Origin of the sequence: Flavihumibacter sp. ZG627, from assembly GCF_000814325.1 — a bacterium.
Taxonomy (GTDB): Bacteria; Bacteroidota; Bacteroidia; order Chitinophagales; family Chitinophagaceae; genus Flavihumibacter.
Window position 1 is genome coordinate 348,611 of sequence record NZ_JPHF01000002.1, and the last position, 14,472, is coordinate 363,082.

The window sequence follows — 14,472 nt, forward strand, 5'->3', positions numbered from 1 at the left end:
TTGAGAAATCGATGAATCATTAATCAAATAGATCTGACGACAAATACCTGTCGCCACGATCGCAAATGATACAAACAATTATCCCTTCTTTTAGTTCCCTCGAAAGTTCTATTGCTGCATGAACCGCACCGCCGCTGCTCATGCCACTGAATATTGCTTCTTCGCGCGCAAGCCTTTTTGCCATACTGCGCGCATATTTTTCGTCGATCTCAATTACACGGTCAATTCTTTTGCGATCAAATATTTTAGGGAGATATGCCTCGGGCCATTTGCGGATCCCTGGAATTTTAGAACCATCTGTAGGTTGGCAACCTACAATAGTAATTGCCGGGTTCTTTTCTTTCAGGTATTTGGAAACACCCATAATGGTTCCTGTAGTTCCCATGGCAGAAACAAAATGCGTCACCTTGCCATCGGTATCATTCCATATTTCAGGTCCTGTGGTATTATAATGTACCTGTGGATTATCGGGATTGGCAAACTGGTTAAGCATAAGATAACCACCCTTTGCTATCTGCTCATTGGCATAATCAATAGCACCCTCCATTGATTTTTCTTTTGGAGTGAGTATCACTTTTGCGCCAAATGCTTCCATGCCCAACACCCTCTCGCGGGTGGCATCTTCGGGCATCACGAGTTCTATTTCAACACCATAAAGGCTGGCGATCATAGCTAGCGCTATGCCTGTATTACCACTGGTTGCTTCGATGAGTTTGATGCCGGATTTGAGTTCACCACGGTCATAGGCACCTTTGATCATTCCAAAGGCTGCCCTGTCCTTAACGCTGCCACCTGGATTGTTGCCTTCGAGTTTGGCATAGATGGTCACAGCTGGATTAACAGTTATGTGTTTGAGTTCAACAAGAGGAGTATTGCCAACTAGATCGAGAATTCCGGCCATAAAAAAACCAATTGATTATTGACCGGAAAGTTATTAAACATACTATTAATAAACAGTAAATGTTTGTGCTGTAAGCTCTTCATTGATCATTTCGCTCATATTCTGCTCCTGGTCCTGCACCCATGCAGGAACCGGGGTAGGTATGATCTTCCAGTTTCCATCCTGCTTGTTCATTCTGAACATGATCCTGTTCCCTCTGTCGTCAACTACATCAACGGAAAACAAGGTCTCCTGTGAAGTGATCATCTTGCGGAAATTAAATTCCCTCAGGCGTCCATCTGCCTTTATAAGACGCGTGAACTGTATATTTTTAACGAATTGCATCTGCTATTGATTTCTATAAACAAGTAATAAGCAGCAATTCCCGTGCTACAGTTCCCTAAAAACTTCTAAAAAACTGAAAAGTTTTGAACATTTTGCAGGTATGTTCACCCGAGAAGAAGCTTCCCTTATAAAAACAAAGTTTTTTACGGTACTTGGCCAATATATGCAGCCCATCCCATCAATGAATGGCGGGCAGGTTAACTGGATGAATTATAGAACAGGTGTCAAAAATGTATTTTTCCGCATCGAGGCTGGCAGGTCTTACTGCGAAACTGGCATGCTCATCGCCCAACCCGATACAACAGAACGCCATATCTTCTTTGATAAATGCCAGGCGATGGCCGAGTTCCTTCCTCTTGTTGAGGGACCGGAATGGATCTGGCTGCGTAACCAGGCCGATGAAAACGAAAAAATGGTGAGCCGGATCTACTCCCGGTTGAACGGCGTTTCACTGTTCAACCAGGCCGATTGGCCCACCATCATATCATTTATTAAGCCCAGACTTATTGCCCTAGATGTTTTCTGGTATGAAGCAAAAGAAGTAGTCCTGTAATTTTTATCTCGCTCTCTTTCTCAGATCTGCCAGCGGCAGCGTGATTCTTTTCCCCACCTGTTTGCCATCACGATAACTTACCAGCTTAAGATTGGAAGCCCCTGCCGGAAATTGCAATGGCGTTTTATATACCGGATAAAATGTATCAGGCTCAAACTCATCAAAACTATAATGGATATTGATGCCTTCCACTTCTGATGACAGACTCACTTCAATGGTTGAATCCTTCACCTTTTTTACATTAACGATGGGGTCGTACATGCTGCGTGAATAATTAGTACCTGCAAAATCGGAGCGGGTAAAATGCGCCTCAGTGCGATCAACAAAACTCTTCCAATCCTTTACCGCCAAAGGGCTCCACACTGCTTCAGCAATTGCCCAGCCTCTTGGCCATAGCATATACTCTGCATGCCTTACCGTATGTAATCTTTCACTCCAGAGATTTGCCTGTCCGCCAAGTATATAACCTGAATCAACACCAGGAGGAATAGGGTTGAAGGAATATGATTTACTTAGCCTTACCATTCCATAAGTGGGAGGCTCAGCAAGCGGATCTCCCTGGTAGAGGTCAACATAGGTGAAGGTATTCGGACTCATCACGACCGGATGTTTCATTTTAGCTGCTTCGATGCCGCCTTTCTCTCCCTGCCAGCTCATCACCGCGGCGCCTGATGCAAGTCCGCCTTCCATGATCTCATCCCATCCCATCATTTTCTTTCCTTTGGACTCAATGATCTTTCCAACCCGCTTCACGAAATAGCTCTGCACCTCATGCTGGTCTTTGAGGTTCTCTTTCTTCATAAGGGCTTTTATAGCGGCACTTTTTTCCCAGAAACCTTTATAGGTTTCATCGCCTCCCATATGGATATATTCATAAGGGAATAGTTGCGCTACTTCAGTGAATACTTTGTCGAGCACTTCATAAACTTTCTCATTGGCCGGACATAAATTATTATCCAGTATGCCATAGAATTTACCATTGCCCGGCCAGATCATGAAACGATCGCCCACACTCACCTGGTATTTACCCGGGGTACAAACCAGTTCAGGATAGGCAGCGATCATGGCAAGGCTATGACCCGGAATATCTATCTCAGGAAGTATGGTCACAAACCTGGCATTGGCATAGGCAACTAACTCACGGATATCCTCATGCGTATAGAAGCCACCATAGTTACTTTTTTCTCCTGGTTGTTGTTTTTTGAACTCGCCCCAGCGGCCCGTGCGCTCTGCCCTGAAAGCTCCCACCTCGGTGAGTTTGGGAAGACTCTTGATCTCGATCCTCCATCCCTGGTCATCAGTAAGATGGAGATGCAGGCGATTGTATTTGTACTTCACCATATTGTCTATAAAATCTTTCACCTGCTGCTTGGTAAAAAAATGACGGGCAACATCCAGCATCAATCCGCGCCATGCAACTCTTGGATGATCTTTGATATTGACATGCGGAATTTTCCAGCTCATATTTTTCACCACCGTTTTGCTCTCAATTTCTGGTGGGAATAACTGCCACATGGTTTGCAGTCCATAGAATATTCCGGCAGCTTCATTGGCGCTGATCCTGATACCGCGATCATTCACTTCCAGCAGGTAACCTTCCTTGCCAAGGCTGGCATCGGCCTGCTTGTTGAGTTGTAAACGGATCACCGCATTCGGCATGTTTCGCACAATGCTGGTATTGAAACCGGTGGTTGACTTGATACGTTCAGAAAGCTGTTCGCTGATGGTGATCAGCCCCGGCACCTGGTCGCTAAGGTCTATACTCACGGCATTGGGTAGGGTATAGGTGCCCGCTCCGGGCTGCATACTGACGGGCTGCGGAATCAGTTTGGGACCAGGAACAGTTCCCTGGCCAAAAACAAGAACGCTTACAATTAATTGTAGGGTAATCAGGCAAGATCTTAACATAACTTGAGGGATAAATTGGGCAATGAAAATACTGGATTATGTTATTTTACACCCATGAAAATTTTGTCCGCCACCATTACCCTTTGCCTGCTGGCTTTTTCTCACTCAATAAATGCCCAGGATTGCAAGCTTCAGAAGACCACCGACGATTTCAGTGGCCAGCCCAAACTAACCACCGGGTTTATTGATCTTCAGGGGGTAAAACTTTCTATCGATGCCACCAGCAAAGAGGTGGATTATTTTTTCGTTATCAATAATCCCATGGCAAATTGCATGGGTGACCGTTCGGAAGCAACATTTTTATTTGAAGGTGGTAAGCAGAAACTTGAACTGAAAAATACCGGTGGCGATAATTGCAATGGATTCTTTCATATTGCTATGCGCAGTGGACAATATACCCCCACCGCCATGAACCGGCTCTCTACAAAAAAAGTGATATCCATAACATTTTCCGATCGCAATGGAAAACTTACCGCCATCAGCCTCACTCCGCAGCAACAGGATCTGCTGATGCAGCTCACCGCCTGTATGGCAAAAGAGGCAAAAACGCTCCCGAGATAAGTTTCCTACAGACCTATTTCTGCCGCAGGTGAACCAATACAGGGAAATGATCAGAGGAGTAACGGCCATCCCGGGTTTCCAGTATCGTTACATGTTTCAGTACCTTGAACTTACCGCGATAGAAAATGAAATCGATGGGCTCCTTTGGCAATGAGTCTGTTTTCCAACCATTGAAAGTGCCGGTGGGACCAACCAATTTCTTCTTTCTCTTACTGGCGGTGTTGACAAGGTAATAAGGTTTGTCTTTGTCGGTTAATGCCACGATCGGTGGTTCATTGGGGGTGGCGTTAAAGTCGCCTGTCAGGATAACATCATAATTACCTGCTACTACTTCCATAACTTTCAGGAGCAGCAGAGCACTCTGCCTCCTGGCTTCCTTTCCGATATGATCGAAATGGGTATTAAAGACGAATGATTTTTCGCCGGTGATCTTATCCATAACTTCCGCCCAGGTGGCCACCCGCGTGATGGCGGCATCCCAACTTTTACTACCTGGTATTTCCGGTGTTTCTGAGAGCCAGAAAGTAGCTGAATTGATAACTTCGATCCTCGCTGTATCATAAAAGATTGCAGAATACTCACCTTTCTCCCTGCCATCATCTCTTCCCTTGCCAACATATTTATAGCCCGGGAGCAGCGATGCCAGATCAGTCATCTGTTCATGCAATGCCTCCTGAACGCCAAGAAGATGGACCTTGTTTTTAAGTACCTGCTCTGCTACAAATGCTTTTCTGTAAGGCCATGCATTGGCACTGTCGGCTGGTGTATTAAGCCGTATATTAAAACTCATCACATGCAGGGGTTCCTGTGCAGTTGCGATGATGGGAAGAAATAAAGCCGCTAAGAGTTTAAGTGTCATGCTGCAAATTAATACTATCCATCTGACATCCGTCAGGACAGATGTCAGATGGTGGAGAAAAAAAAGCCCGCAATAATGCGGGCTGAATTTGTATGCGTCTGACGTATGTCCTGACGGATGTCAGACGGGTTATTAGTAACGGTAGTGCTCCGGCTTGAACGGACCCTCTCCTGAAATACCGAGGTATTCGGCCTGTGTGGGTGTCAGTTCATCAAGCACAACCCCGATCTTGGCGAGGTGCAGTCGGGCAACCTTCTCATCAAGATGTTTAGGGAGAACATAAACCTTGTTCTCATACTGGCTGTGGTTGGTCCAGAGTTCGATCTGTGCCAGGGTCTGGTTAGTGAAGGAGTTGCTCATCACAAAACTGGGGTGACCAGTTGCGCATCCGAGGTTTACCAGGCGACCTTCTGCAAGCAGAATGATGTCTCTGCCATCAACAGTGTAGATATCTACCTGTGGCTTGATGGTATCTTTTGTATGTCCGTAGTTTGTATTCAACCAGGCCACATCGATCTCAATATCAAAGTGCCCGATATTACAAACGATCACCTTGTCTTTCATCAGGCGGAAATGATCACCGGTGATGAGGTCGCGGCAACCAGAGGCGGTTACAACGATATCAGCTTCTTTAACGGCGTCTATCATTTTCTTCACTTCAAATCCGTCCATCGCAGCCTGCAGGGCACAGATGGGATCGATCTCAGTAACGATAACGCGGCAACCGGCACCAGCAAGAGAAGCAGCAGAACCTTTACCAACATCACCATAGCCACCAACAACAGCAACCTTTCCGGCGAGCATCACATCGGTAGCGCGGCGGATAGAGTCAACCAGAGATTCTTTACAACCATATTTGTTGTCGAATTTGCTCTTGGTAACTGAATCATTCACATTGAATGCAGGAACTGGCAATGTGCCTTTAGCCATGCGCTCATAGAGACGGTGAACACCTGTAGTAGTTTCTTCACTTAGTCCCCTGATATGCTGTATCAGCTCAGGATATTTATCGAAAACGATATTGGTAAGATCACCACCATCGTCGAGGATCATGTTCAGCGGGCGGTCGGCAGCACCAAAGAAAAGGGTCTGCTCAATACACCACTCCGCTTCTTCATTGGTTTGTCCCTTCCAGGCAAACACCCCGATACCTGCAGCAGCAATAGCAGCGGCAGCATGGTCCTGGGTTGAGAATATATTGCAGGAACTCCATTTTACTTCAGCACCCAATGCTACAAGCGTTTCGATCAGCACGGCAGTCTGGATGGTCATGTGCAGGCAACCTGCAACGCGAGCACCCTTCAATGGCTGTGTAGCGCCATATTCAGTGCGCAATGCCATCAATCCGGGCATTTCAGCTTCAGCGAGGCGGATCTCTTTACGACCCCATTCAGCCAGGCTGATATCTTTTACCTTATAAGGCAGTGTAAAATCAATGTTTGATTTTGTAACTGTGGACATATTAACTCTTTTAATTCGGCGCAAAGGTACTGATTTGAGGGAAGTTTTATTAGATTGTGTTTCAATTTTAAGCCATGATAGCCTACGATACTTTATCAGAAGCCGTAAACGGGCTGAAGCAGCGTGGTTTCAACATAGATTTTAACCTTTCTTTTGATTGTATCACCTGCCACGAGACGCCGGTTAACCTCCTTCCATCAGAATTCGAGATCGTTGAAGTTCACCGTTTTGAAGGTGCCACCAACCCGTCGGACTCCTCTATTTTATATGCCATAGAATCCAAACACGGGCAGAAGGGAACTCTTGTAAATGCCTATGGGGTTTATGCTGATGATATAAGTGCCGAGATGATCAAAAAATTATCAATCCACCATTAGAATATTTAACCTTACTCATGAAAAATTTTGCTGGCGCGATCATCATCGGCGTTGCGGTAATTATCAGTGTACTGATACTTGCAAACGCATATAAATACAAATTCATCTCTACGGAAACGATTACGGTAACCGGACTTGCAGAAAAAGATTTCACCAGCGACCAGGTAGTATGGAGGGGAAGCTTTACCAGAACCGGGATGGATCTCCGCACCGCTTACGCATCTCTTAAAGAAGATGAGAAACAAATACGAGATTACCTGAAAGGGAAGGGGATACCCGATTCAGCGATTGTCTTTTCCTCTGTTGATATGCAAAAACTTTTTGATTCGCGTTATGATGAAAATGGCAGGATGACAGGCTCCGCATTCACTGGCTATTCTTTAACTGGTAGAGTGACGGTAAATTCAAAAAACATACTCTTAGTTGAAAAAGTATCACGTGAAGTGACGGAACTACTCGAGCGGGGACTGGAGTTCAATTCCATGGCACCGGCTTATTATTATACACAATTGAATGAACTAAAGATCGACCTGCTTGCCAAGGCATCAGAGGATGCAAAGCTGAGAGCAGAAACAATCGCTAAGAGCAGTGGCATATCATTGGGTCACCTGAAAAGAGCCAATATGGGAGTGTTCCAGATAACCGGTAAAAATTCGAATGAGGATTACAGTTATGGAGGTGCATTCAATACCAGCTCAAGGGAGAAGACTGCGAGCATTACGTTGAAGGTGGATTATCTGGCACGGTAAGGATGGGGGGATGGGGGATGGAGGGATGGAAGTATATCAGCGCGATTTGACCATGGAAGCAACGATTTTGTCAATTGGCAATGTTACAGCATCCTCATTGAACTCATGCCAGTTTATAAAACGGAAAGTTTCTATCTCATTGGTTTCTTCGTATTTGCGTAGCTGTGATTCATCAAAATCAAAGGGGATAGTTCTGAGGGGTGCTTTGATTTCTTCAAGCGCATGGGTAAAATAATATATGGATATGATCTGGTGGGAGGGATTGAATGCGCTCATCTGGAAAAAATCTGTTGTATAAATATGTTCACCAACCTGAACTTTCAACTCCATTTCTTCCATGAATTCACGGGCAAGGCAATCACGGGTTCCTTCTCCGAATTCTAGTCCGCCTCCCGGAAACTTCGTATAAAAGCCACCCCGGATCTTTTCATCACTAACCAATACCTGTCGGTTTTCATTGATCAGTATTCCATAAACCCTGATATTAAACATCAGAATAACTTTTTCTTAAGGAAAAACCAGCCAATGGCGAGCGAAATGGCCATGGAAAGAAAAACTGGTATGTAAAACGCATAGGGCGAGTTGGCATAGGGGATAGGCACGTTCATGCCGTAAATACTAGCCACCAATACCGGAAAGCTAAGTGTGATGGTTATAACGGAAAGTCTTTTCAACACTTCGTTCTGGTTATTGGCTATGATGCTGGCAAATGCATCAAGGGTACTTGAAAGGATATTGGTATAGATATTTGCCATCTCCAGGGCCTGCGAATTGTCAACGATGAGATCACTCATGATCTCTTTTTCTTCTTCATTCAGGCTAAGGAAATTAGTTCGCTCCAGTTTGATCAGCAAAAGCTCGTTACTGCGCAGCGCAGTTACAAAATAAACCAGGCTCTTCTGAATACGCATCAGTTGCAAAAGCTCTTCATTCCTGTTTGCATCATAAAGCTTTTGCTCAAGCAGGTTTCTTTTGTGGTTGATCTCTTTCAGGAATTCCATATAGTTCTGCACTACCTTCTCAATGATCTTGAGCACCATCAGCTTTCGGTTATCGGGATGACGGTTCTGGAAAGTATTCAGGAATTTCTTGATGGCATCATTCTCAAAAGAGTTTACCGTTACGATCTGGTTGTGGGTAAGAATGATACAAATCGGAATAGTAATATAAAACGCGTCACTATCATTGAATGAATTGTTCTCTGTAGGAGTTTTAATGACAATGAGTTTTACATTATCGTCTTCTTCAAAACGCGTTCTTTCATCAATATCAAGTGAGTCGGTAAGGAAGTCGAGCGGAATATCGAGTGCCTCTGCCAATTCAGTGAACTCCTCCTGCTTTAGCGGTGGCAGCACATTCACCCAAGCTCCGTTTTCAGGCTTATTGATGGCAACGGTCTGGTGGTTGATATTTTTAAAGTACTGGATCACGTGGCTGCAAATAACAGATAAAAGCTATAATCACAAAAAGAGGTTTATACGCCAACTTCCACAGTGCCGGTAAAAACTTTTTCGGCAGGCCCGCGGAGCCATATATTAGTGAAGCTTCCATCATGGTTGCGGTCAAATTCCACACTTAGCCATCCGCCACGGGTTTGCACCCTCACTTCGTTAAAGCCAAATTCATTGTGATAATTCACAATAGCACATGCAGTAACACCTGTTCCGCAGCTCAGGGTTTCATCTTCCACGCCACGTTCATAGGTGCGCACCTTGATCTCATGATCAGAGGTTGTTTCTACAAAGTTCACGTTTATACCACCCGGCGAAAAATGATCATTGTTGCGTAACTCACGTCCCTTCTCAAACACGTCTATCTCCTCAATATTCTTAACCGTCTTTACATAATGGGGTGAGCCGGTATCCAGTACCTGATCGCCCTTGAATTCATTGATGGTGATAACATCCTGCATCTTTAGTCTCACTCTTCCCTGTTCATCGATCTCTGCCTCGTGTTCGCCATCTACTGCAAGGAAACGATAGGTGGTGCGGATGATTCCTGTTTCGTATGCAAACTTCACAAGGCACCTGCCACCATTACCACACATGCTGCTTTCATTGCCATCAGCATTATAGTATTTCATTTCAAAGTCGTACTCACTCTTTGTATTGAGAAGCATGAGTCCGTCGGCACCTATACCAAACCGGCGATCACACAAAAAGCGTATCACCGGCCCTGTTAGTGCATTGTGCTGGCCTTTGCGATTATCAAGTATGATAAAATCATTTCCGGTTCCCTGGTACTTAAAAAAATCCAATTTCATACGGTCACTGGTTAAGTGGTTAAGTGGCGGCGCTAAATGGCGGCAATTATCTCAACTGATTTTTGAATCAGCTTTTCTACAGCAGCCTGCCCGTCTTTTGAAAACTCCTTTGATACCCGGTTTGCAACGATGGCATTCAGGCTAAGGCAATGATGCCCCAACAATCGGCCCAGTCCATAGATCGCGGATGTTTCCATTTCAAAGTTAGCGATCCTGTGCTGACCAAACCGAAAATCAGTCAGGCGGTCAACCAGGTCGGGATTATTGAGTCCCAGCCTCAGCACCCTTCCCTGTGGCCCATAGAAACCCGGGCATGTAACGGTAATGCCCTGGTGATAGCCTTCCACAAAATGCTTCATCAGCGAAGGGGAGGCACTGGTAATATAGGGCTGCGCAGTTTTCTGGTGCAGTTGTGTTTGGGTCAGGAACGACTGGATAAGTTGCTGCTCCTCCTCATGCTGAACATGCAGGTAAAAGTTCAACAGGTTGTCTATCCCTAATCCATGTGTGCCGGCAACAAATCCATCCACGGGAATGTCGGCCTGCAGTGACCCGGAAGTGCCTATGCGAATAATTGACAGCGAATGTAACGAAGGCCTGATCATTCGGGTATCAAAATCAATATTGACCAATGCATCCAACTCATTTAAAACAATATCAATATTATCTGGACCAATACCTGTTGATAAAACGGAGATTCTTTTGCTTCCGATAAAACCAGTATGGGTAATGAATTCCCGATGTTGACGCTTATATTCTACCCTGTCAAAATATTTACTGACAGCTGCAACGCGGTCGGGATCGCCTACTGTGATAACAGTTTCTGCCAGTTCTTCGGGACGCAGGTCGAGGTGATAGATAGCACCGCGATTGTTAATGATTAATTCTGAAGGTGCAATAGATTTCATGATCAATGCGTTTATGAAAATAGTTTGAAGAGATTTGCAACGAATGTATAAAAATCCCTAATTTCGCCCTTCTTTAAATGGTCCTGTGGCCGAGTGGTTAGGCAGAGCTCTGCAAAAGCTTCTACAGCGGTTCAAATCCGCTCGGGACCTCCAAAAGAGGATTATGGTATAAAAACTATAGTCCTCTTTTTTTGTTACCATCATATTATTTATCATGAAATATTCTAACCAGGTTGGTGCAGTCGCATCCTTGCTCGTTATCATATCCTGTTTTCTTACCTGGGTTATCATCCCGGGACTGAACATTCCTGTAACCGGTTTTTCAACTGAAGGTACAGGCTTTGGTAAACCAGGTATCATGAATGTATTTATGAGTGCGATTTCGTTAGTATTATTCCTGGTGCCAAAACTATGGGCCAAGAAAACCAATCTTTTTTTTGCTGGATTTAATCTTGCCTGGGCAGTCAGGAATTATATTCTTGTATCAACTTGTCATGGTGGCGATTGTCCATCTCGTCAATGGGGATTGTATCTCCTATTGGGAGCATCCCTTGTGCAGATGGTAATGGCCGTACTTCCCCGTGAGTCAGATATTAAAGCCGGTAAATCAGGAGCCTGATATAAGTTTCGCCACCCCGAAAGCAGCACCCGCTGCCAGAATACCAATACTCATTGTGAGCAGTGCGCCAAAGAGTGGATTGATTCCATTTTCTTTAGCCTTATAGTATCCTGAAATTAGCAGTATCCCACAAGCAATGATTGCTGCCGTGAAAAGCATGCGCCCCGGGTCACTAAATACGATGTAAGGAAATATCACCAGTAAGCCCGACAATAAATAAGCAATAGCAACTGTTATTGCTGCCCTCCGATATACCTGGTTATTATTTTTCTCTTTTGATTTGTCAGGAACACTGATCACATCTTCCAGGTTCTTATGTTCTTTACGAAGCACCGATATAGCCTGCTCCTGCTGGCTTTCGGAGAATCCAAGTTCCATCAGGTCGGGCGAGCTGATGGTTTGGGTATTGGTAGATCGCTGGGCGGTCCATGCCCCGATGCCCATGGCTATAGCACCCACACAGGCAATTACCAATCCTGAAAAAACGATGACATCAGATGGAACGGCCATGCCACTCAACCCTGCCGCGAGGGCAAGTGGCACGGTACTTCCATCACTCATTCCGATTGCTATATCTCTTCTCAATCAAATTGTTTTAAGCATTCTCCGATAATTGCCACCGCTTCCAGTATCTGCTCCCTGCTGATAACAAGTGGTGGCGCAAAGCGGATCTTATCACCATGTGTTGGCTTGGCAAGTAAACCAGCTTCTTTCAGGGCCAGACAAAGATCCCATGCTGCTTCCGGATTCGGGTGGCGGATAACGATAGCATTCAGCAAACCCCTTCCCCTGATGGTCTCAATATAAGGGGAGTTAAGCTTCGCCAATTCTGTTCTGAGTAATTCACCCATCTCTTCTGCATGTTCGGCCATGTTTTCATCTTTCAAAACTGCGAGTGCCGTCATCGCCACTTTACAGGCAAGCGGGTTACCACCATAAGTAGATCCATGTTCTCCCGGCTTGATATTCATCATGATGAAATCATCTGCCAGCACCGCACTCACGGGTATTGTTCCTCCGCTTAATGCTTTTCCGAGGATCAGGATATCGGGTCTTACCCCTTCATGATCACATGCAAGCATCCTGCCAGTGCGGGCTAATCCTGTCTGGATTTCATCAGCAATGAAAAGTACATTATACTTTGTACAGAGTTCGCGCACGCCGGTGAGGTATCCATCATGCGGCACTACTACACCTGCTTCACCCTGGATTGGTTCCACCATAAATGCTGCTACATCCGGATCCTGCAGGGCTGTTTCCAAAGCAGCCAGGTCATTATAAGGAATGATCTCAAAGCCCGGCATAAAGGGACCGAACTTGCTATAACTGCTTGGGTCAGTAGAAGAGGAGATCGCTGCCAGCGTTCTTCCCCAGAAATTATTCTCAGCAAACAGCACTTTGGCTTTGTTTTCGGCAACACCTTTTTTTACATAGGCCCATCTACGCGCAAGTTTAATAGCGGTTTCACCACCTTCCACACCAGTGTTCATTGGCAGTACCTTATCATAGCCAAAATATTCGGTGATATATTTTTCATATTCCCCGAGCAGGTTATTATGAAAAGCGCGGGAAGTAAGCGTCAGAACAGATGCCTGCTCAATGAGCGACTGCACAATTCTCGGATGGCAATGCCCCTGGTTAACAGCACTGTATCCACTAAGGAAATCGAAATATCTTTTTCCATCCACATCCCAGAGAAAAACACCCTCGCCGCGTTCAAGCACAACGGGCAATGGATGATAATTATGTGCGCCATGCTTTTCTTCTAATCCAAGAAAATAGGCTGTTTTTTCAGAAACTATAGTTGCGATTGTTGATGACATTTTGGAAGAAATTTTTTGAAGGCAATAGTCAATAGGCAATAGTCAATAGAGAGTAGATAAGAGAGAATAGAAAAACGCCTATAAAAAATCAGGAGAAGAAACCCACCACAAACCCCAAAAAAACGCAGTACATCTCCAACGTAAATCTTACCTCTTACCTCTTACTTCTTACTTTTCCTCCGTCAGTGATTAAGAAGATCAAGGTTAGCAGCCAGGAAGCTGAATATGGTGTTGTGTGAGTTAATAAGAATGCTTTGTACGAAAATAGGAATTTTCAGGCAGTGGGAAAAATCAGGCCATGGTTGTGGCCATGCAGCGATAATGGGTGGGGAAGTGTTTTTCCCATCCTGCCGGCACTTCGTTGAAGATGCCGAATACGGTAGAGCCTGTGCCGGTCATGGCGGCATAGAGCGCTCCCTGCTTATAAAGTTCTTCCCTGATCTGAGCTATCTCAGGAAATCTCGCGATTGCCCCCGCCTCAAAATCATTCTCCATCCCTCCATCCCTCCATCCCTCCATCTCTCCATCTCTCCATCCCTCCATCCCTCCATCTCTCCACCTCTCCACCGGCTCCTTCACCACCACCCTGAGATCGGAACTTCCTCCCTTCAACTCAAGTTGATCAAATGCTTCACGGGTGCTGATATGCAGGGCTGGATTTACCAGCAGTATTTTTTTGCCCTTCATCGAAGGGATCTCAACCGGCTCCATGATCTCACCCCTTCCGGTTGCAAATACAGGTTTGTTCTGAATGAAAAAAGGACAATCACTTCCTAACTGTAATGCATAGTTGATAAGCAGTTCTTCGGAAAGTTCCAGTTTGAATAATTTGTTTATCAGCAATAGTGTGAATGCGCCGTCGGAGCTTCCGCCCCCCAGTCCCGCACCCATAGGGATCTGTTTATGCAGGTGCATCTTTACCGGCGATAGCGAAAAATCTTTTGCCAGGATATTCCAGGCCTTTATACAAAGATTATGTTCGGAGGCTGCATCGATGGGGAGTCCGCTGGTGGTAAACGCAAATTCTTCTGCACGCACCGCTTCCAGCATATCGGTACAGTTAATAGGAAAAAAGACGGTTTCCAGGTCATGGAAACCGTCAGGCCTTTTGGCTTTAACCTGTAATCCCAGGTTAATCTTGGCATTTGGGAAAACGATCAAGGCCG

17 protein-coding genes and 1 tRNA gene are annotated in these 14,472 nt (G+C 45.3%); 6 read left to right on the forward strand and 12 right to left on the reverse strand.

Annotation, left to right across the window (positions count from 1 at the left end; all coding sequences use genetic code 11):
• Window positions 1–19: 19 nt before the first annotated feature.
• Together cysM and HY58_RS05000 are read right to left on the reverse strand one after the other, a co-directional pair.
• Window positions 20–901 carry a cysteine synthase CysM gene (cysM, locus tag HY58_RS04995; RefSeq protein WP_039128823.1) on the reverse strand — a complete coding sequence of 294 codons (882 nt, stop codon included), beginning with the start codon at window positions 899–901 and terminating at the stop codon, window positions 20–22.
• A gap of 45 nt (window positions 902–946) precedes the next feature.
• Window positions 947–1,225: a hypothetical protein gene (locus HY58_RS05000; RefSeq protein WP_039128826.1), complete on the reverse strand. Its 279-nt coding sequence runs from the start codon at window positions 1,223–1,225 to the stop codon at window positions 947–949.
• Window positions 1,226–1,325: 100 nt separating this feature from the next.
• Here HY58_RS05000 and HY58_RS05005 point away from each other — a divergent pair, with 100 nt between their 5' ends.
• Window positions 1,326–1,778 (forward strand): DUF4268 domain-containing protein, encoded by a 453-nt coding sequence (locus HY58_RS05005; protein ID WP_039128829.1) that lies wholly within the window; start codon window positions 1,326–1,328, stop codon window positions 1,776–1,778.
• A 3-nt stretch (window positions 1,779–1,781) separates the two neighbouring features.
• On the opposite strand, the gene HY58_RS05010 is transcribed toward HY58_RS05005, so the two are convergent.
• Complete coding sequence (locus tag HY58_RS05010; RefSeq protein WP_039128831.1) at window positions 1,782–3,686, reverse strand: beta-N-acetylhexosaminidase; 1,905 nt, start codon at window positions 3,684–3,686, stop codon at window positions 1,782–1,784.
• A gap of 54 nt (window positions 3,687–3,740) precedes the next feature.
• Here HY58_RS05010 and HY58_RS05015 point away from each other — a divergent pair, with 54 nt between their 5' ends.
• Entirely contained in the window at window positions 3,741–4,247 is a 507-nt protein-coding gene (locus HY58_RS05015) for a hypothetical protein (protein ID WP_156123576.1), read from the forward strand.
• A gap of 13 nt (window positions 4,248–4,260) precedes the next feature.
• On the opposite strand, the gene HY58_RS05020 is transcribed toward HY58_RS05015, so the two are convergent.
• Both HY58_RS05020 and ahcY read right to left on the reverse strand, forming a co-directional pair.
• Window positions 4,261–5,106, reverse strand: coding sequence for an endonuclease/exonuclease/phosphatase family protein (locus tag HY58_RS05020; protein ID WP_039128836.1), 846 nt, complete (start codon window positions 5,104–5,106; stop codon window positions 4,261–4,263).
• Window positions 5,107–5,238: 132 nt separating this feature from the next.
• On the reverse strand, window positions 5,239–6,567 hold the full coding sequence (ahcY, locus tag HY58_RS05025; RefSeq protein ID WP_039128839.1) for an adenosylhomocysteinase: 1,329 nt from the start codon (window positions 6,565–6,567) through the stop codon (window positions 5,239–5,241).
• 74 nt (window positions 6,568–6,641) lie between these two features.
• Here ahcY and HY58_RS05030 point away from each other — a divergent pair, with 74 nt between their 5' ends.
• Together HY58_RS05030 and HY58_RS05035 are read left to right on the forward strand one after the other, a co-directional pair.
• Window positions 6,642–6,944 carry a hypothetical protein gene (locus HY58_RS05030; protein ID WP_039128842.1) on the forward strand — a complete coding sequence of 101 codons (303 nt, stop codon included), beginning with the start codon at window positions 6,642–6,644 and terminating at the stop codon, window positions 6,942–6,944.
• A gap of 17 nt (window positions 6,945–6,961) precedes the next feature.
• Window positions 6,962–7,693 carry an SIMPL domain-containing protein gene (locus HY58_RS05035; protein WP_039128845.1) on the forward strand — a complete coding sequence of 244 codons (732 nt, stop codon included), beginning with the start codon at window positions 6,962–6,964 and terminating at the stop codon, window positions 7,691–7,693.
• A gap of 36 nt (window positions 7,694–7,729) precedes the next feature.
• On the opposite strand, the gene HY58_RS05040 is transcribed toward HY58_RS05035, so the two are convergent.
• From HY58_RS05040 to HY58_RS05055, 4 genes are read right to left on the reverse strand one after another with little or no spacing between them, the layout of a single operon-like run.
• Window positions 7,730–8,185 (reverse strand): NUDIX domain-containing protein, encoded by a 456-nt coding sequence (locus tag HY58_RS05040; RefSeq protein ID WP_039128848.1) that lies wholly within the window; start codon window positions 8,183–8,185, stop codon window positions 7,730–7,732.
• A complete protein-coding gene (locus tag HY58_RS05045; protein WP_052323856.1) occupies window positions 8,185–9,123 on the reverse strand; it encodes a magnesium transporter CorA family protein in 939 nt (312 codons plus the stop codon). Before HY58_RS05045 ends, HY58_RS05040 begins: the two co-directional genes overlap by 1 nt.
• 44 nt (window positions 9,124–9,167) lie before the next feature.
• A complete protein-coding gene (gene dapF / locus HY58_RS05050) occupies window positions 9,168–9,956 on the reverse strand; it encodes a diaminopimelate epimerase (protein ID WP_172644600.1) in 789 nt (262 codons plus the stop codon).
• Window positions 9,957–9,988: 32 nt separating this feature from the next.
• The gene (locus tag HY58_RS05055) at window positions 9,989–10,864 is read right to left on the reverse strand and encodes a nucleoside phosphorylase (RefSeq protein WP_039128851.1); all 876 of its coding nucleotides are present in this window, start codon (window positions 10,862–10,864) and stop codon (window positions 9,989–9,991) included.
• 79 nt (window positions 10,865–10,943) lie between these two features.
• Between HY58_RS05055 and HY58_RS05060 the strand changes: the two genes are divergently transcribed.
• A tRNA-Cys gene (locus HY58_RS05060) sits at window positions 10,944–11,017 on the forward strand.
• Window positions 11,018–11,078: 61 nt separating this feature from the next.
• Window positions 11,079–11,483, forward strand: a complete 405-nt coding sequence (locus HY58_RS05065) for a hypothetical protein (protein ID WP_052323857.1) — start codon at window positions 11,079–11,081, stop codon at window positions 11,481–11,483.
• Here the strand turns inward: HY58_RS05065 and HY58_RS05070 are convergent.
• From HY58_RS05070 to ispE, 3 genes are all read right to left on the reverse strand, one after another.
• On the reverse strand, window positions 11,472–12,068 hold the full coding sequence (locus tag HY58_RS05070) for a VIT1/CCC1 transporter family protein (protein ID WP_156123577.1): 597 nt from the start codon (window positions 12,066–12,068) through the stop codon (window positions 11,472–11,474). The two genes, HY58_RS05065 and HY58_RS05070, sit on opposite strands and share 12 nt — an antisense overlap.
• Complete coding sequence (gene rocD / locus HY58_RS05075; protein WP_039128856.1) at window positions 12,065–13,306, reverse strand: ornithine--oxo-acid transaminase; 1,242 nt, start codon at window positions 13,304–13,306, stop codon at window positions 12,065–12,067. Before rocD ends, HY58_RS05070 begins: the two co-directional genes overlap by 4 nt.
• A 291-nt stretch (window positions 13,307–13,597) precedes the next feature.
• A complete protein-coding gene (ispE, locus tag HY58_RS05080) occupies window positions 13,598–14,467 on the reverse strand; it encodes a 4-(cytidine 5'-diphospho)-2-C-methyl-D-erythritol kinase (protein ID WP_039128859.1) in 870 nt (289 codons plus the stop codon).
• Window positions 14,468–14,472 lie beyond the last annotated feature (5 nt).